Origin of the sequence: Anaerococcus kampingae (assembly GCF_046365475.1) — a bacterium.
GTDB classification, from domain to species: Bacteria; Bacillota; Clostridia; order Tissierellales; family Peptoniphilaceae; genus Anaerococcus; species Anaerococcus kampingae.
The window spans coordinates 1-19,292 of the sequence record NZ_JBGMEF010000057.1 but is presented as its reverse complement, the minus strand read 5'-3'; the positions used below and the strand labels follow the sequence as shown (position 1 = coordinate 19,292).

18 protein-coding genes are annotated in these 19,292 nt (G+C 38.0%); 16 read left to right on the top strand and 2 right to left on the bottom strand.

Features of this window, described 5'->3' with window-relative positions; translation table 11 throughout:
• Positions 1-96: 96 nt before the first annotated feature.
• The 11 genes from ACCQ42_RS10270 (at position 97) to ACCQ42_RS10220 (ending at position 14,366) form a co-directional block, all read left to right on the top strand.
• Positions 97-1,245: a hypothetical protein gene (locus ACCQ42_RS10270; RefSeq protein ID WP_410036078.1), complete on the top strand. Its 1,149-nt coding sequence runs from the start codon at positions 97-99 to the stop codon at positions 1,243-1,245.
• A gap of 45 nt (positions 1,246-1,290) precedes the next feature.
• The gene (locus ACCQ42_RS10265; protein WP_410036077.1) at positions 1,291-2,835 is read left to right on the top strand and encodes a CAP domain-containing protein; all 1,545 of its coding nucleotides are present in this window, start codon (positions 1,291-1,293) and stop codon (positions 2,833-2,835) included.
• A gap of 299 nt (positions 2,836-3,134) precedes the next feature.
• On the top strand, positions 3,135-4,247 hold the full coding sequence (locus ACCQ42_RS10260; RefSeq protein ID WP_106461001.1) for a PP2C family protein-serine/threonine phosphatase: 1,113 nt from the start codon (positions 3,135-3,137) through the stop codon (positions 4,245-4,247).
• Entirely contained in the window at positions 4,237-4,872 is a 636-nt protein-coding gene (deoC, locus tag ACCQ42_RS10255) for a deoxyribose-phosphate aldolase (RefSeq protein WP_106461000.1), read from the top strand. The genes ACCQ42_RS10260 and deoC overlap by 11 nt, the downstream gene beginning before the upstream one ends.
• Before the next feature lie 2 nt (positions 4,873-4,874).
• Complete coding sequence (locus ACCQ42_RS10250; protein WP_106460999.1) at positions 4,875-6,326, top strand: alpha-amylase; 1,452 nt, start codon at positions 4,875-4,877, stop codon at positions 6,324-6,326.
• On the top strand, positions 6,323-6,901 hold the full coding sequence (locus ACCQ42_RS10245) for a ribonuclease H1 domain-containing protein (protein ID WP_106460998.1): 579 nt from the start codon (positions 6,323-6,325) through the stop codon (positions 6,899-6,901). Before ACCQ42_RS10250 ends, ACCQ42_RS10245 begins: the two co-directional genes overlap by 4 nt.
• A 1,380-nt stretch (positions 6,902-8,281) precedes the next feature.
• On the top strand, positions 8,282-9,136 hold the full coding sequence (gene ypfJ, locus ACCQ42_RS10240) for a KPN_02809 family neutral zinc metallopeptidase (RefSeq protein WP_106460996.1): 855 nt from the start codon (positions 8,282-8,284) through the stop codon (positions 9,134-9,136).
• Positions 9,137-9,314: 178 nt separating this feature from the next.
• A complete protein-coding gene (locus tag ACCQ42_RS10235) occupies positions 9,315-10,652 on the top strand; it encodes an ATP-binding protein (RefSeq protein ID WP_106460995.1) in 1,338 nt (445 codons plus the stop codon).
• Between the two features lie 57 nt (positions 10,653-10,709).
• Positions 10,710-11,126: an ATP cone domain-containing protein gene (locus tag ACCQ42_RS10230; RefSeq protein ID WP_106460994.1), complete on the top strand. Its 417-nt coding sequence runs from the start codon at positions 10,710-10,712 to the stop codon at positions 11,124-11,126.
• Complete coding sequence (rlmH, locus tag ACCQ42_RS10225) at positions 11,126-11,608, top strand: 23S rRNA (pseudouridine(1915)-N(3))-methyltransferase RlmH (protein ID WP_410036076.1); 483 nt, start codon at positions 11,126-11,128, stop codon at positions 11,606-11,608. Before ACCQ42_RS10230 ends, rlmH begins: the two co-directional genes overlap by 1 nt.
• A gap of 1,501 nt (positions 11,609-13,109) precedes the next feature.
• Positions 13,110-14,366 (top strand): hypothetical protein, encoded by a 1,257-nt coding sequence (locus ACCQ42_RS10220; RefSeq protein ID WP_410036075.1) that lies wholly within the window; start codon positions 13,110-13,112, stop codon positions 14,364-14,366.
• Between the two features lie 1,008 nt (positions 14,367-15,374).
• Here the strand turns inward: ACCQ42_RS10220 and ACCQ42_RS10215 are convergent.
• Together ACCQ42_RS10215 and ACCQ42_RS10210 are read right to left on the bottom strand one after the other, a co-directional pair.
• A complete protein-coding gene (locus ACCQ42_RS10215; RefSeq protein ID WP_410036074.1) occupies positions 15,375-15,893 on the bottom strand; it encodes a sigma-70 family RNA polymerase sigma factor in 519 nt (172 codons plus the stop codon).
• A gap of 242 nt (positions 15,894-16,135) precedes the next feature.
• Complete coding sequence (locus ACCQ42_RS10210; RefSeq protein ID WP_410036073.1) at positions 16,136-17,167, bottom strand: PDDEXK nuclease domain-containing protein; 1,032 nt, start codon at positions 17,165-17,167, stop codon at positions 16,136-16,138.
• A gap of 253 nt (positions 17,168-17,420) precedes the next feature.
• On the opposite strand from ACCQ42_RS10210, the gene ACCQ42_RS10205 reads away from it, so the two are divergent.
• From ACCQ42_RS10205 to ACCQ42_RS10185, 5 genes are all read left to right on the top strand, one after another.
• Positions 17,421-17,537: a YvrJ family protein gene (locus ACCQ42_RS10205; protein WP_158698389.1), complete on the top strand. Its 117-nt coding sequence runs from the start codon at positions 17,421-17,423 to the stop codon at positions 17,535-17,537.
• 20 nt (positions 17,538-17,557) lie between these two features.
• A complete protein-coding gene (locus tag ACCQ42_RS10200) occupies positions 17,558-18,241 on the top strand; it encodes a peptidoglycan amidohydrolase family protein (RefSeq protein ID WP_410036072.1) in 684 nt (227 codons plus the stop codon).
• Between the two features lie 74 nt (positions 18,242-18,315).
• A complete protein-coding gene (locus tag ACCQ42_RS10195) occupies positions 18,316-18,534 on the top strand; it encodes a DUF1659 domain-containing protein (protein ID WP_410036071.1) in 219 nt (72 codons plus the stop codon).
• A 22-nt stretch (positions 18,535-18,556) separates the two neighbouring features.
• Positions 18,557-18,787: a DUF2922 domain-containing protein gene (locus tag ACCQ42_RS10190; RefSeq protein WP_410036070.1), complete on the top strand. Its 231-nt coding sequence runs from the start codon at positions 18,557-18,559 to the stop codon at positions 18,785-18,787.
• 126 nt (positions 18,788-18,913) lie between these two features.
• The coding region (locus tag ACCQ42_RS10185) for a type IV toxin-antitoxin system AbiEi family antitoxin domain-containing protein (protein ID WP_410036069.1) at positions 18,914-19,292 on the top strand (379 nt) is incomplete at its 3' end.

The following is a 19,292-nucleotide window of genomic DNA, read 5'->3' as shown; positions in this document are numbered from 1 at the left end:
GGGCTAGATCTTAGCCCCTATTCGATTTAGCAATTTTGAAAATATAAAAAATATGTTATAATTATTATAATAGAATATTTTGTTAAAGGAGTAAAAATGAAAATAAAGAAAATCTTATTAGGCCTTGCCCTAGCAACAAGTACAGGACTATTTATGGATGAAACTTGCTTTGCTGCCCCAAATACAAATATAATGACATCCGTAAACTGGTCTTATATATTTAGTGACCGTAAACAGATAAGCCAAGAAGAGCTAAATCAAGTATTTGAAGAAGAAAAATCCAAATACGAAGCCCTCTCAAACAAGGACAAGTGGAAAAATGGAGTCCTAGGATTTTATCTAGAAAACGATGATAAAGAAGCAGTTTACGCCCTAACAAGAGCAGATGATAAAGAAGGTACCTATCTAAGCGCTAGACAAAGAAATAGTTCAGATGATGCAGCAAGCATGGATAATATGAAACAAGCTATAGAAAATATAGCCATGGTAGAAGCAAAAAGACAAAATGACCGTGGAATCGATGGAGCTCACCTAGACACCCTAGGAATCACAAGCTTTATGATGGCAGTAGGCCAAGGCAATGCCAACTACTCTGCAGGCACACCAGACCATGCCACAGTCTTTAATACCAGTGAAAACCTAGCGTGGAATAATCAAAAGCAAGCAGCAAGATCCATAGAACAATGGTGGGATGAGGAAAAGCAAGTATATGATTATCTAAGGAGCCAAGGCTACCAAACAGAAAGTGAAATGTCCGCCTACTTATCCAAAAAAGAAAACATTGATGCCCTAAGCAAGAAATTTAGAAGTGTAGGAGGCTACACACCAAGTACGGTAGGTCATTACACCAACATGGTAGACAGCGTAAATCAAGATAAAACTGCAGGATATGGAGTAAGAAAAGGAGAAAATCATTATTATGCTCACTCCCTAGTCCTAAGCTCCGGAGTAATAGGTAAGTATTATACAATAGATGAGTATAGGAACCTATTTAATAACTACTACGACAGAATGAAAAAAGACCTTGGCGTAACTGATGAAAAATACAAAAACTCAGTAATAAACCTCAGAAAAGCAGTAGAAAACAATAAAAAAATAGTAGCCTATGCAGAAAATTATATGGCAAATAACTACATGCCAAAAGAAACAAAAGAAAAACTTACAAAGCTAGTAGGAAAACAGAAAAATATCCTCGAAAGGATAGAAGTAATCCTAGTAAAATTAGAAGCGAAAATTTCAAACTAGACTCGTAATTTATCTTAAAGGCAAAACTTAGACAAAGGAGTAACAATGCAGACTAAGAAAATATTGGGACTTGCCCTAGCAGCAAGCCTAATCTCACCACTTGCTATAAGTAAGGCAAGCGAAATAGGCACCTTAGATCCAGCACTAAGTGACGAAGCTAAGCAAACAAGCCCAGACCTAATTCCAGCAAATGAAATAGACACAAGAATCCAAACAATATCTAATGGCCAAAGTCTTGGTATCACAACCAACATGCCAAGCGCAGAAGAAGTAAAAGCCTATTGGAGAAACTATGAGACCAGATCTACTTCAAAGGTCAAATTTGCAGGAATAAACCTAACCCAACCTAGCTATGACCTAAATGCTAGGCAAATCTATAGCCAGATACCAAATCCAAGAGCAAACCAATTGGGAAGCTTGACAGATGAGGTGATAGAAGACACCCTACATTTTATAAACACCTATAGGTTCATGGTAGGTCTTCCGGAGGTATTTGAAAATAAGCAAATGTCTACCCTTGCCCAATCAGCAACCCTAGTTTTCAATCTCAACTCAGCTATTAACCACTACCCACCAACACCAGCTGGTTATAGTGGAAACGAAGATATAATCCTAGCAGGCAAGGAAGGGGCCAAGACCTCAAACTTAGGAACAGGTTATAACTCCCCATATAGTGCCATCATGGCATATATGGATGATGGAAGTCCAAATAATTATAAAAGTGTAGGCCATAGAAGATGGCTCTTAAATCCTTATGCATTGCAAATGGGCATAGGCCACATAGGCAAATTCAACGCAACAACTGTGATAGATGAAGCAAATACTAGATTTAGAAATAAAGACGTAATAGCCTACCCTGCAACAAATACCCTAGTTGAACTAGTAAAGCCAAGCTCACCATTTTCAATCCAAATAGGAAAGCTACTAGACATAGATGAGCTAAACACAAGTGTGAAAGTAGAAAATTTAAAAACTGGAGAGGTCAAGACCTACACACCAGCTAATGGCCTTTATATATCAAAACAAAACTACGGCTATGGTAGTGCCCTAATCTTTGGTCACGAGCTTAAAAAACAAACTAACGCATCCTATAGGATAAGCGTAAGTGGCATAAGTGATGCAGGCTTAGCCTACCCGATAGAATACACAGTCAACTTTATAAAAGCAAGTGACCCAGTAAACTACGAAAACCTAGATAGGCTCCTAGAAAAAGCTAAGACCTTCAAAAGAAAAGCAGAAGAATCAAGCGATTTTTTAGCCAATAGCATATTCGGTCAGATAAATCACTTAAAAGAAATTAGAAACAATGATAATTATGATCAAGACTATGTAGATGCTCGTGTAAAAGAGCTAGAAACAGACTTAGAAGCCTATAATAAAAGGAAAAATACAAAATACGCCAACTCCGTCAGAGCCCTAAGACAAGCTTTTGAAAATAACAAAAGAATAGTAGCCTACGCAGAAAACTACATGGCCCATAATTACATGCCAAAAGCCAGAAAAGATAAGCTCACCAAATTAATCTCCAGACAAAAAGTAATACTCGCCAAAATTGAAAAAGTAATCATAAAATTAGAAGCAAATCTATAAATCTAAGCCCGTATCTATGCAATAGATGGCTTACTGACTCATTTAAAAGAGATAAACTCATAAAATTAATAGCCAAACAAAAAGAAATCAACAAAAAGGTAGAAAAATATATCCAAACCCTAAGGGCAGAGCTTTATAAGCAAGCGAAAGCCTAAACTCCTTTATAAAGAAAAGTCAGCCTAGCTGGCTTTTTCTTGTGGGCCAAATAATATTTTAAATACATTTCCACCTATAAAACTAGATTGAATTACTATGCTAAAAATGATATAGTCATACTAAGAAAGTTAAAGGGGCAAATTATGACAGGGTCTTTAGAAAAAACACATTACTTAAGAGAAAATTTCAACTTTTTTATCCTAAACGCAATGGATGATTGGGTCAGGATAATAGATGACAGGGGCGAGGTAGCCTTTGTTAATGACGCCCTTATTGATGCTCTAGATAAGAGCGAGACCTTAAAGACCTACCTAGATGATAATATCGACCTATTACTTAGCAATAGCAACGAAGTGGTCAAAACCACAACCATGATTGAAGAAAAGTTAATCGATGGCAAGTATTATTCCATAAAGACATCCCCAATCTTCTATGATGGGGACTTTGCTGGCACAATCGAAGTCTACAGGGATATCACAAGTGAATCCATCCTTAAAATAGACCTCTACAATGCCAACAAGGACATGATAGATGACTTGAGATTTGTAAGAAGAATCCAAGCATCTATTCTCCCTAAAAATAAAACCTATGGCAAGCTTAAAATATCAGGCATCTACAATCCTTCTGAAAAGGTCTCAGGCGATATATACGACTTAATCAAGATTGACGAAAATAGGTCAGCATTTTATATAGCAGATGTCATGGGCCATGGGGTCAAGGCATCGATAATGACAATGTTTTTAAAAGTGTCTATGTCCGCCATCTTTGACAAGCACCCAGACTATAGCCCTAGCCAAGTCTTTCTCAACCTCAGGAAGAAATTTACCAAATTAGAGATAGACTCCAGCCAATATTTCACAGCCTGGCTTGGCATCTTTGATTTTAGGGACAATAGCCTAGTCTTTGCCAATGCTGGCCACAATTGTCCACCCCTTATCTATAGGCAAAGCGAGAAAATAGCTGATTATCTCCTTGTAAGTGGCAGGATGATATCAAATATAATAGAGGCTGATAAATACAAAGAAAAAACCCTAAAACTAGAAGAAAATGACAAGATATTATTCTTCACAGATGGAACAATAGAAGCGAAAAATGAAAATGGCAAGGAATATGGCCTAGAAAGGCTCAGAGAAGAATTTTCCAAAAAGGGCGACATACAAGCCCTCTATCAAAATATAAGAGACTTCAATTGGCAGCAAATGGCAGATGACCTAACCCTTGCCCTCATAGAATATGGAGGAAATGATGAAAATTAACCAATATATAGACCACACCAACCTAAAGGCAGATGCGACCTTTGACCAAATTAAAAAACTAGTAGACGAAGCAGTAGAGAATGACTTCTACTCAGTTTGCGTCAACTCATCCTATGTCAAATTTATAAGAGATTATAACAAAGACATCAAAATTGCAGCAGTAGTAGGCTTTCCACTAGGAGCCATGACCAAAGATGCAAAAGTCTTTGAGGCAAAAGAAGCCATCAGAGATGGGGCAAGTGAGATAGACATGGTAATCAATATTGGCAGGCTAAAATCAGAAGATTATTTCTATGTAGAAGATGAAATCAGAGCCATCAAAGAAGCTATAGGAGAAAATATTCTCAAGGTAATCATAGAAACCTGTCTACTAACAGAAGATGAAAAAATCAAAGCTTGCAAGCTAGCCCTAAATGCAGGAGCAGACTTCGTCAAAACCTCCACAGGATTTTCAACAGGAGGAGCGACTGTAGCTGAAATCAAGCTAATGAGAGAAGCAGTAGAAGGCAAGATCAAAGTAAAGGCAAGCGGCGGCATCCACACCAGAGAAGAAGCCCTAGCCCTAATCGAAGCAGGAGCAGACAGGATAGGCGCAAGCAAGTCAATAGACATCTGCAAGGAGTAAAAATGGCAAACGAAATAATGATGCAATCCTTTGAATGGGATACAAATGGAGATGGATCCTTTTATAAAAACCTAAGCAAATCAGCCAAAGACCTCAAAAAGGCAGGAATAGACGCCCTTTGGCTTCCACCAATGTGCAAGGGAGGTGGAGACATGGACGTAGGCTACGGCATCTACGACCTCTGGGACTTGGGCGAATTTGACCAAAAAGGCACCATCAGAACTAAATACGGCACAAAAGATGAACTAATCAAGGCCATCGAAGACCTCCACGCGGCAGGAATCAAATCCTACGCAGATGTAGTCCTAAACCACAAAGGCAATGCAGACTTCAAGGAAAACTTCAAGGCGGTCATGGTAGATCAAAACAATAGAGAAGAAGACGTCTCAGGAGAAATGGAAATAGAAGCCTGGACAGGCTTTGACTTCAAAGGCAGAAAAGGCAAATACTCAGACATGGTATGGCACTACTACCACTTCACAGGAGTCGACTACGATGCCAAAACCGAAACATCAGCCATCTACAGAATCCTAGGTGATGGCAAATATTGGGACGAAGATGTATCCAAAGAAAAAGGCAACTTCGACTACCTCATGAACTGCGACATAGACCACACCCACCCAGAAGTAAGAGAAGAAATATTTAAATGGGTCGACTGGTTCACAGAAGAAACCAAGGTCGATGGCTTCAGATACGACGCCCTCAAACACATATCAGGCGACTTCATCTATGACCTATCCAAATATGTAATTCAAAAAAAGGGCGCAGACAAGTTCTACCTCTTTGGAGAATTTTGGCAATATGACACAGGAGCCATCGAATCCTACCTAGACAATTCAGACTACAGGATCGACCTCTTTGACGTACCCCTTCACTTCCATATGAACGAAGCCAGCAAATCCATGGGCAACTACGACATGAGAAAAATCTTCGACAACACCATAGTCAAAGACTTCCCAGCCCAGGCAGTAACCTTCGTCGACAACCACGACAGCCAACCAGGCCAATCCCTAGACTCATGGGTAGAAGAGTGGTTCAAAGAAATAGCCTACGCCCTAATCCTATTCAGAAAAGACGGCTACCCATGCCTCTTTGCAGGAGACTACTACGGCCTAATAGGAGAGCATAAAACAGAACCATTAAAAGACATGCTCGATAATATGATGCAAGTAAGGAAAAACTACAACTACGGCGAACAAGACGACTACTTCGACCATCCATCAGTAATTGGATGGGTAAGAAGAGGAGATGAAAGCCATAAGCCACTAGCAGTCCTAGTCTCAATCAAAGACATGGCAGAAAAGCAAATGTTCGTAGGTGAAGAGGAAGCAGGCGCCACCTACACCGACCTATCAGGCAAAAACGAAGACATAACCATAGATGAAAACGGAAACGGAGTATTCACAGTTGGACCAGGCACAGTAACCTACTGGGTCAACAAAGACACAATATGAAATATTACGCAGTAAAAAAAGGCAGAAATCCTGGGATCTACACATCCTGGGATTCTTGTTTAAAAGAAGTAAAAGGCTACCCAAACGCCTCCTACAAGTCCTTCAAGACTAAAGAAGAGGCCCAAGCCTTTATGTCAAATGAGAAAAAAGAAATAAAAATAGACCAAGACACAGTCATAGCCTACGTAGACGGGTCATTCAACCTCAAAGAAAAAACCTACGGAGCAGGAGTAGTCCTAATCAAAGACGATAAAGAAGAAACTTTCAACAAAGCCTACCAAGACAATTACTACATCCACAGAAACGTAGCAGGAGAAGTAAAAGCGGCAGAACTAGCCATAGAAAAAGCCCTAGAAAAATCCTACAAAAAAATCATAATCCACCACGACTACCAAGGCATAGCCAGCTGGGCAGAAGGAGAATGGAAAGCAAACAACACCCTAACCCAGTCCTACCAAGCATTCATAAGAGAAGCCAGAGAAAAAATACAAATAGGCTTTGTAAAAGTAAAAGGCCACTCAAACGACAAATACAACGACCTAGCAGATGAATTAGCCAAAAAAGCAATATTCTAAGAACGATATGCCTCTATATTCAAAGGCTATACAAACCGATCATCGATGTACCCACAAAACCCTCGACATAAAGAATCATGAGATTTCTCACAAAGTTCGAAATGGGATGGGTGCTTGTCATTTACTTTTTATTCGAGGATATGTGATTTATATCTATATAAGAAATCATTTATGAATTTATACATACTGTAGGAAAAAACATTCCCACCTCGACAGAGCGTAAGCGACGAGAGGTCTCATCAGTAGAGTATGTAATGAGATTTGTATCTACACCGGTCCATCTAGGCACTAAATTAATAAATTAAGGATAAACCAATCACGACATACCATTATATTCGAAGGCTTGTGAAAATAAACCTGTACTTGGTTCATAATAAATAGTAACATTAAAGCATTTCTAATAGACTTGTCCTCTCCGAGCCACATAAACATGCCTTGATTTGGCATGTTTATGCCGAATAATAGTGCGGTAGCACGGAGAGCTTCGAAGAAGCGGTATTCGGACGGGCTTGCCACGAAAGTCGAAGCAAGGTAGGAGTGGGAAGTTTTATAAGCTTCCTTCATTACCCCTTGTCTCGAGCGCGGTCGAGAGACCTATTACGAAAACTCAAATTCTAAGCCAGACTAAGAGCGACAATTTACTATATTCGAAGGCTATATAAACCAATCACCGATGTAAATACAGAACCTTTTATAAACCTGATAATGAGATTTCTCGTTACACTCGAAATGGAAGGAGGGGTGCTTTCATTTACTTTTTATTCGAGGATATGTGATTTATATCTATATAAGAAATCATTTATGAATTTATACATACTGTAGGAAAAAACATTCCCACCTCGACATAGCGTAAGCGACGAGAGGTCTCATGGTTCTTTCTATATAGGGATTAGTAACTACATCGGGCCATGTAAGTACTGAATTAAGCAGAAACAAATCACCGATGTAAATACAGAACTCTCAATAAAGAGAACCATGAGATTTCTCGCTCTGGCTCGAAATGGAAGGGGAGTCGGTTTCTGACTTTATTAAGATTCCTTATTATAATATTTCCTTTAAATAATTATAAGTAACTAACGAAAAACTACGGACTCACAATATCCCCACCTCGACAGAGCGTAGCGACGAGAGGTCTCATCAGTAGAGTATGTAATGAGATTTGTATCTACACCGGGCCATCTAGGCACTAAATTAATAAATTAAAGATAAACCAAGCACAACATGCCACTATATTCGAAGGCTAGGAAAACAACCCAAGTACGACAATTCACTATATCCAAAGGCTCATTAAATCCAAATCGCAACCTATTCATATCAACTCCTCCAATAATTCATCCCAAATTTGGGTATCTATATTATATACACAAAAAGGAGAAATTTATGAAATGGAAAGGTAGACGACAAAGTGGAAATATAAATAATGCTGGCCGAGGCGGTGGGCGTGGTGGTATGGCCCTAGGTGGGGGAGGAATAATCCTTGCCCTTGTCATATTTTTAATCACAGGCGACCCATTCACAGCCCTAGAGTCTACAACAAAGACAGCCCCACAGACCCAGCAAGAAGAATACGTCATGACCCAGGCGGAAAAAGACCTCTACGAATACTCAGCCGTAGTCTTAGCCGATACAGAAGATGCCTGGAGCGAAATCCTCGGCAAGGAAGGAATCAACTACACACCAGCCAAGATGGATATATTCAAAGATGCCATCAACACCGGTTGTGGCTTTGCCCAAGCAGGCACCGGCCCCTTTTATTGCTCAGTAGACAATAAAGTCTACATGGACTTGTCCTTCTTCAATAATCTGGTCAATGATTTTGGAGCCAAAAATGGAGATTTTATAGTATCCTACGTTATAAGCCACGAAATCGGCCACCATGTCCAAAATGTCACAGGCATCATGGACCAATACCAAAAGCTCATGCAAAAGCTACCAGAAAAAGAAAGAAACGCCCTCACAGTACGCCTAGAGCTCCAGGCAGACTACCTGGCAGGAGTAGTAGCCAGATACCAACACGACAAAGGCTACCTAGACGACGGCGACATAGACGAGGCCATATCCACAGCCTGGGTCATAGGAGATGACGCCATCCAGAAAAAAGGCCAGGGCTACGTAGTCCCAGAATCCTACACCCACGGCACAAGCGAGCAAAGAGTAAGATGGTACCAAAAAGGCTTCCAAGCAGGCGACCTATCAGAATGGGACACCTTCAACCTAGACCCAAGCCAATTATAAATCAAGAGACCTGCGGGTCTCTTTTTTTAGCGACTTTTGCAAAAAAGATATGAATAATTCATAAATTATCGCGAAAAGGATATGAATAATTCAAAAATATCTGCAAAAACAATAGGAATAATAACGAAATTCTTGCAAAAACCATAGGAATAATATATTATTATACTAGGAGGACAAAATGAAAAGAGAAATAATAGAAAAACTCCTAAACTGGAAAGAAAAGAGTACTCGAAAACCTCTTATTTTAACAGGTCTTAGGCAGTGCGGCAAAACATATATATTAAAGAAATTTGGAGAAGAATACTTCAAAAATTTTGTCTATATAAACCTAGAAAGAGATCCTCACATATCTGAAATATTTTCCTTTAACTATGACACCAAGAGGATAATAAGAGACATAGCGAATATGCTAGTAATTCCTGAAATAATACCAGAAGAAACACTCCTAGTAATAGATGAAATACAATTCAATCCCAAAGCTATAACAGCTTTGAAATATTTTTATGAAGACATGCCAGACCTAGCAGTAGTAGGGGCTGGATCCTTGCTTGGCGTATCAATTAGGGCAGAAGGAGCGTCATTTCCAGTAGGCAAGGTAGACATGTTAGAAATGTACCCTATGAGCTTCAAGGAGTTTCTCTGGGCCAATAATCAAACAAGCCTAATAGACTCCTTAAAATCCTATGACCTATCAGCACCACTTCCAACCTACATCTTAGATGAATTAAATAGGCAATATACTAATTATCTCCTAGTAGGAGGCATGCCAGAAGCGGTAAAATCACGGAAAAACAATGAGAATCTCCTAGAAGTCAATCAAATCCAAGATAATATATTAAGAGGCTATGAAAATGACTTCTCAAGACATAGCCCAAAAAGCGAGCTAGTAAATATAGAGCTCATATGGAGGTCAATCCCTGAGCAACTTGCCCAAGAAAACAATAAATTCGTATTTTCCAGAGTTAAAAAATCAGCCAGAGCCAAAGACCTAGAAAAATCCATAGGCTGGCTCATAGATGCAGGCTTAATATACTTAGTGCCCAAAATAGAAAATCCACAAATCCCCCTCTCAGTCTACAGCGATTCTTCCTACTATAAGATATATCTAGCAGACGTAGGACTCCTATCAAGAAAGGCCAACTTCACACTCAGATCATTAGTAGAAAAATCCGAAGAAACAGGTGGCTTTAGAGGCTCATTAACAGAAAATTATGTAAATAATGAATTGATAAATAGATCCTACAAAACATACTTCTGGAAATCTGAAAATTCAGCAGAACTAGACTTCTTAATTGAAGATGATGGGAAAGTAATACCAATAGAAGTCAAATCAAATATAAACACCAAAGCCAAATCTTATCAAGTATTCACAAAAAGATATAAAAATGAACTAGGCTTCAAATATTCCCAAAACAATATAGGCCTAAACATGGTAAATCAAACAAAAACCTATAGCCTACCCCTAGGTCTAGTATTTTTATTAAAGACATATTTAAACAAAGAAACAGTCAAATAAAACAAAGGAAAATTGGGTATAAATAAAGCAAGAACAAATATATAAAGGAAGGTAATCATGACAGAAAAAATATTAAGTCTCTTAGGCGACTTTTTAAAAGACAACAACATCATAGACCTAGACCTAGGTCAAATTGCAAAAAACCTACCCCTAGATCAAATCATGGACATGATAAATGGTAAGGACGAATACGTAGTCAAAAGGTCAGGCAATCTTGAAAAATACGACCCAGACAAAATCGCAAGATCCATCAAAAACGCCGCAGACCAGTCAGGCATGCAACTAAACACATCAGACCTAGCAATGATCCTAAAAGATATAGGAAAAAAGCTCCTAGCAGGCAATGAACACCTAGACAACCAAAGAGTCCATAGGACAAGCGACATCAAAGACATAGTCCTACAAGTCCTAGCAGAAGAAGGCTTCAGCAAAATCAGAGACTCATTCGACACCTACACCCAAAACCAAAACTAATGCTCATCAAAATCATAGCAGTAGGCAAAATAAAAGAGAAATTCTACCAGGACGCCCTAGCCGAATACCTCAAAAGAATGAAAGCCTACAACAAAGTAGAAATAGTAGAAGTTCCGGACGAAAAAGCCCCTGAAAACCTATCAGAAAAGGAAATAAACCAAATCAAAAACAAAGAAGGCGAAAAAATTCTAGCGAAAATCAAAGAAGACTCCTACGTCATCACCCTAGAAATAGGGGGCAAAGCCCTAGACAGCATAGCCTTCGCCAAACTAATCCAAAAAGAAAAAATCCAAGGATCCGGTCGAGACCTAGTCCTAGTAATAGGAGGATCAAACGGCCTAGGAGAAAACATCCTAAAAAGATCTGACAACAGAATCTCCTTCGGCAAAATGACCTACCCCCACCAACTAATGAGGGTGATATTAATGGAACAGATATATAGGGCCCATAGGATAATAAGTGGGGAACCATATCATAAATAAGCCCGTCCGGCTCGGAGAGGACCCGTGCGGAGCACTCGAGCGAAAGCGAGATAGCTTAAGGGGATTTATCCCCTTAAGAATCCCAATTTTTATTACTTTATAATTAATATTATATTTTTATTTACTATTTTTCTTCGTTATTTTATCACATAATAAATTGTTGTCATCAAGCTGATGACTTCGGCTAAAGGAGGGGCGAAGGGGGCGGCCGATGCCCCCTCATGCCCCTCCTTAAACCTCCCCATTTCACCCCCTCCCGGCTCCTAAGGCGGAGTGCGGAAAGTGAAGATTGCCTAACGGCAATCCTCTCTATGTAGACAGAACCCTTCGTAAAAGCTATCCCTATCCTAACTGATTTTGACATTCCGATGCCTAAAAATCTCAATCTAGCCCAAATGTTTCTTTTACATTCACTTTACATCTCAGCACTTACATAATATTAATTTGTACTCGTGCGTCAGGAGATTTTCTTAACGGCATCTACATTTACAAAATCTTCCGACCTTGGGAGAGTTGTTCTGTATTCTGAGAGAATATTAACGTCTAATTAGGACTAAGGCTCGTTTGCTCTCGCAAACATTGCAATAAGAGGAACTAGGAAAAAAATCACTAAGACTTACATAAATAAAATCGTAAATTATTTTAAATCAAGGAAGCGTTAAGAAAATTTTGTTGAACGAAACGAAGTGAAGTGAATCTAAATTTTTAGCTGACGAGATTTGAAATAATAGATTTTGAACCAGGATGAATAGCAGTCAGGTCTAATAAAGAAGATTGCCAGCGGCAATCTTCAATTTGCCCTCTGCAAGAGTCGCTTGCGGGGTGTAACGTAGAGGGGGTGTAAGGGGGAGGGCGATGAGGACCCATGCGAAAGGGTCCTTGGCCCTCCCCCTTTGGCGAAGTCATCAGCCTGATGACAATCATTTACTATAAGATGAAATTCCGAAGAAAAATAGTATATGATATTGTATCATTAGAAAGAAAGTTCCTTTAGACGAAGATTCAATAGTAAATAGAAATCAATTATTATGTGATAAGATAACGAAGAACAATAGTAAATAATAATATTTCATTATGTGCTGAAGAACAAAAAAATCATCTTAATATTATTGTAAATTAAGGAAACCATCTTGCAATTCCAAATAAAATTAGTATATTAATAGATATTATCAAACAACAAAATATTAGGAATTCCTATTGTAGAAATTTCCATAAATACTATTGTAGAAATTTAACATCAATTGTGTGGTCCTACAAAATTCCATAATTAAGCATTAAGCTTGCAAAAACGAGTGATAAAGCCAATATATGAAATTCCTATTGTAGAAACTCCTACCAATTGTGAAGATAATTTGTCGTTATATTTAGAAAAATTTTAGATATATTGATAAATTAATCAAATGTGTTGACAATATGGAGAAGGTGTTGTAAGATAATAATTGTAAAGTGAGTACTAAAAAATTGTACAAAAGTTTAAACGAAATTTAAGGAGAAAATAATTATGAAATTAAATAAATTAGCAGCAGGTGCTCTTGCACTAGCTCTAGGTCTTGGTGCAGTAGCACCAGCAGTAGCTGACACAGCTAAATCAGGTACACAACTTATAGCTGAAGATTATAACGAAAAATTAGCAGATGCTAACAAATTCTATCAATTAAGAAATGAAGCTAGAGCAGCTTCAAAAGCAGCAGAAGCTAGATATGAAGCAGCTAAAGCAGCAGCTAAAAAAGCTGAAGAAGCTTACAAAAATGCTCCAGAAGCAGAAGATGAAGTTGAAGCTGGTGACGTTAAAACTTTAAGACTTGCAGCTGAAAAACTTAAAGGCGAAGCTGATGCATTAGCAGAAACACTTGCAAAAGCAAAAACAGAAAAAGATAAAAAAGAAAATAAAGATAATGAAACTGTAAAGAAGGCTTACGAAAAAGCTCTAAATGACTTCTTAGCTAAAAATGCTGAATTAGAAAAAGCTAATACAAAACTTGGTTTAGCTGTTAAGAAAGAAGCTGAAGGAAACCTTGAAAAACAAGATAAAACAAAACTTTCTGCAAAGGCTCAAGCTTTAGTTAACCTAATCAAAGCTAACGAAGAACTTACAAATTCTTACGCAGCTTATGGTGTTGCACTAAACAATGAAAAAACAGCTAATGATAACTACGAAACAAAATTCAATGCTCTAAAATCTGTAGCAATGGCTGGTAACTCTATCGTAACTATCGAAAACGACAAAATCGTTGTTAAACCATCTGTTAAAGAAGATGCTAAAAAAGATAGAGAATCTCTAGTTAAAGCTCTTGAAGCAGCTAAAACAAGAGCAGAAGTAGCTATCCAATCAGCTGAATTCCTACTAAAACAAGCTCCAAAATCAGTTGCTAAGGTTAAAGACGTTCTTGAAAAACAAATCAAAGACGCTAAAGCTACAATCGAAAAAGCTAACAAAGCACTTGGTGTTAAATCAGCTTTCATAGCTACAGCTTACGCTGATGAAGCTTCTGACGCTGATCTTGAAGCTCTTACAAAAGAACTAAACAAGAACGCTGAAGACATCGAAAACACAATCAAAGAAAACGAAAAAGCTCAACCAGAAGTTAAAGAAGACAAAAAAGAAGACAAAAAAGAAGACAAAAAAGAAGACAAAAAAGCTAACATGCCATCTAAAAAAGCTGGCTCAAACGCTAAAACAGGTATCGCTGGAGTAGCTGGCGTAGCTGGAATCCTTGCAGCAGCATCAGTTGCTTACGCAGCAAGCAAAAGAGACTAATTACCAATTAGAATCTTAAGAGGCGGTCAACAAAGAGTGCACTCTTAGACCAAATCTAAAAAATAAAATACCCGGGTACTCACTTCAAAAAACCTTCCATTAAATTGGAAGGTTTTTTACGATAAAAAAACAGAGCCCCTTGTCTCGAGCGCTCCTTCCCTTGTATCGACCGTAGTGGAGATACCTATTACGAAAACTCAAATTCTAGCACAAACTCTAGAGCGATATGTTACTATATTCGAAGGCTATATAAACAAATCACCGATGTAAATACAGAACCCTCAATAAAGAGAACCATGAGGTCCTCTCAGAGCCGGACGGGCTTGCCCGCAAAGCTCGAAATGGTAGGGGACTCGGTTTCTGGTTTTATTAACATTTTTTATTATTGTATTTCCTTTAAATAATTATAAGTAACTAACGAAAAACTAGGAACCAACAACACTCCCACCCCGAACGAACGAAGCAAGAATCTAGCCCGTACGAATACCGCTTCTTCGAAGCTCTCCGCGCTACCACGCTATTATTCGGCGTAAATATGCCAAATCAAGGCATATTTACGTGGTTCATTGAGGACTCTCATGGTTTTTCCTATAAAGGGATTAGTATCTACATCGGGCCATGTTGATACTAAATTATCAATACAAATCAACTAATTTAAAATATTGAATTAACCCCTAATTTGTGGTATATTAAGAGTAACCATGAAGTTAATCAAGAAGCATGGAATTACCAAAAAAGGACGAGCCTGCACGCTCGTCCTTTTTTTATAGACTAATTATCATCTATTTTCTTGCTGTCTAGCCATTTGCACAGTAAGTTACCAGCTACTTGCGCTGCGACAGCAATAATGAAGTTAATCAATTCCTGCATGAAATCACCCCCTCCCACCCTGTGGGCCGATGATAACATATGTATTATACCGCATAGAATGAATTAATTACATATTCTCTGCGGTTTTGACCGAAGCTAATCTAATATTTGTCGGCATCTCTTATTATAATATTTAATTCAAATAATATTAGAACCCACATCCCACACCTCTCTCAATTTTTTTATTATCATGCTATTTCTATTTCTCACTGTTTTTGGGTTTAGGCCTAGGATTTGGCCTATTTTTTCATATTCCATTTCTTCAAAATATCTTAGCCTTATTATTTCTCTGTCTTTGTTATTTAGTCTTTTTAGGCTGTTTTTTAATTTGAGGTATTTTTCCCCATTTTCTATTTCAGCTCCTATGTCTATATCACTTTCTATCAAATCTCCAATTACACCGCCCTCGGTGGGACTTTCTAGGGAGATTTCTATTGGGTTTCTGCACTTGTTCCAAAAGTGGTAGTTGAGCTTGTGTTTTAGGTAATTGCCGAAGCTTCCCGCTTCGATTTTGTAATCTAGTATTGCCTCGATTGTCAGCATCCTTGCTTCATCGATTGCCTCTTCTCTTTCGAAGGCTGGGAAACGTCTTATTGTCGCAAGTATTAATGGCATATAATCATCTATTATTCTTTTTGCATTTTCTAAATTTATCATATTTTCACTTCTTTCATTTAAGATCAAAGTCTACCAGCCTGGCTGGTAAGGCGCCTTTTGACCTTGTCAATGTCTATCTTAATACAAATTAGTGAAAATGTTTAATTGCCTAAAAGCCTTTAAGACGGGGTTTTTTTGCCTTAATCGCTTTTAGACAAATCGAATTGGACTTTTAAAGTCTTTAAGCTGATTAGTTAAAATAACGGGAGATTTTTTGCAATAAAACAGAAGTAGGTTTTTACCTACTTCTGTTTGTATTGTTCAATTACTTTCTCTACCTGCTCTTCAAGCTCTTCCCTGTCTGGTATATACAAGGTATATTTTGATGCGAATATTTTATTTGATAAGTTGCCTAGAGCGTATTCTGCTTGGACTCCGTCCTTGTCAGTACACAGGATTATTCCTATCGGCTCATTGTCCATCTCATCATTAACTTCTGACTTATAATAATTGAGGTACATATTTATTTGACCTACTGCTTCTGGCATTAGCTTGCTTGTTTTTAGTTCGATTAAGACATAAGACCTTAATATTTTATTATAAAATACCATGTCCACATAATAGTGGGTGTTGCCTAAAGTTACTCTCTGTTGACTACCTACATACATAAAACCCTTGCCAAGTTCTAGCAAAAATTTTTCGATATGGTCTATAAGTGCTTTTTCTAAATCACTTTCCATCATTGGTTTTTCTTCTGGCAAGCCTAAAAATTCAAATACATAAGGGTCTTTTACAAGGTCAGATGCCTTATTTATTTCATTGCCCTTTAAGGCTAGGTCTAGGACTTTTTCCTTATTTTCTTCTCCAGCTGATAAGATCAATCTTTCAAAAAGTGAGGTTTTAATTTGCCTTTTAAGTTCTCTAACAGACCAGTTTGCATTGATGCTCTCTTTTTCATAGAAGCTTCGTTTTTTATCATCGCTGATAGATAAGAGTTCGCAATAATGGGACCAGGTCAATTTGCCAGACAGTGTCTGGCAAATTGGATATGATAAATATAAGTTTCTCATATTCTGTAAATTAGACCTCGAAAATCCTCTACCATACTCCTTTGTAAGCTGTCTTGATAAGTCGTTTATAAGCTCTTTGCCATACTCTGCTCTTTGCTCATGTCCTTGCTCATCTTCTACGATGATGCGTCCAATCTCCCAGTAAGTCTCTAGCAAAATATTATTGACTTGCCTTGCAACTTCGTTTCTGGACCTTTCCATCAATGCTTTTATACTATTAATAACATCATCATGGACCTTATCTATTTTATTTTTCTCATTCATATAAGCACCCCTTAACTTCTTTAATTATATCATAAATAAGCTTTTTTGTATGCCAATTTCCCTATAGCCTTTAAGCTGATTAGCAAAAATATCGGGACAAAATTTTACTTTTTGCTATATATAATTAGCACGTGCAAATCACACAAGAAAGGAGTGGCGTACTTTCTGGGCTTGCCATAAATTTTATCGCAAGCCAGACTTCGCTAGCTTGATTATTTAGGAAAGAAAGCTTGCCAAGTTAGCCGAAATTGATATGGATATATTTAAACTCATATCTGAACTAGGCTTTCCAATAGTGATGAATCTCATCCTAATAGTACAAATCAATGGAAAGCTTGACAAAATCATTGAAGAAATCCAAAAGTCATAGCTTTTGGGGAAAGGAACTTTATGGCAAATATTGAAAAGATGATTGACTTTGGCATAAGTAAGGTCGGCAGGGTGGGCTATTCCATGGCCTATCCTGCAAGGCTTGGCCCAGCCTTTTATGACTGCTCATCCTTCGTCCACTACTGCCTCATAGCAGGAGACTTTATCCAAAGGACAAGCCTAATAGGATCTACAGAGACCCTCTTTAAGATGAATGGGACCTATCTAAAGGAAATTTATTCTTATGACCAGGTCCAAAGAGGGGATATCTTTATAAGAGGCATCGAGGGTAAGTCTCTAGGAGCAGGCGGCCATACGGGAATATTTTTAGCAAAGGATAAGATCCTTCATGCCAACTACAGGCACAGGGGAGTATCCATATCCACAACTAGGGATGACCTTAAAATATTTCTAGCCTGCAAGAGGTCCTATAAGGAAAGATACTTTAGGCCTATAGGCAATACAAATACTGCCTACAAGATGGTCGAAAAACTCGGCAGGGCCCTGGTAAGGGCAGCAGTCAATGTCAGAACCTTACCCACGACTAGGTCAGATGTTCTAGCAGTCTATTATCCAGGCGAGCATATTCACTATGACCAAGTCATAGAAAACGAAGGCCTAAGCTGGATATCCTATATAGCCCTATCCGGCAAGAGGAGATATGTCAGCATAGGTGATGGAAAATCAACTTGGGTAAGGATTTAAAAAAAATCGGGACAAAAAGGCACATTTTGTTATATATATACAAGGCGCCAAAAAAAAATAAAAAAGGAGAAGAAATGAAAATAAAAATTAAATTTGAAATCGCAAACGTAGACGGAGACAAGAGAAAGGCCTACACAAAGACCTTCTCACAAGTAAACCAAGAGGCAAGCTCTGATAATATCAAGTCCTTCGCCAAAGCCTACCTAGGCCTACTAAATGATAATGGCCACGAACTAAAATACGCAATCTACAAAGCCGATGACCAACTAATCGAAGAAGGCAACCTAGCATAAGAAAAGGAGAAAGGAATAACAAATGGAAAAAACAATCAACTTAAAACTCAAACTATATTTCAAAGATGAGGCAGCAGCCCAAAGAACAATCTCAATAGACCAAGTAAAACCAAGCTACACCGACACTGAAATCAAAAACGCCATGGACCAAATGATCCAAGCAAATGTCCTAAAAACAAGCAAGGGCCCAGTAACAAAAATATCCAAGGCCGAACTAGAAAAAATAGAAAAAAACCCATACAAGGTAAAATAAGCCTATAGTAAGCAAAAGCCTGCCGTGAGCTGGCTTTTTATGTGGGAATTTACACTATCTGCAGAGATATTATTTACATTTTCGCTTTTATATGATATAATTAAAGCGAAAATGAGGTGAGGAAGAATGAACGCACTTAGAGAATATATACAAGATAATTTAGTAATCACCAACAAAGAAGCAGAAGAACTCGGATATACTAGGCATAATTTATCAGAATTAACAAAAATCGGACAATTAGAAAGATTAAGACCAGGACTATATCAATTAAAAGGAAAAGTTATAGATGATTTTATTTTAATATCATATAATAGTAATCGAATTATATTTTCCCATCAAACAGCCCTCTACCTCCACGACCTATCCGATAGGACTCCAAATGTATTTCATATATCTGTACCCCAAGGCTACAATGCCAGCCATATCAAGAAAAGATATGAAGACCTACAAGTTCACTATGTAAAAAAAGATTTATACGAGCTAGGTAAGACAGAAATAAAATCAC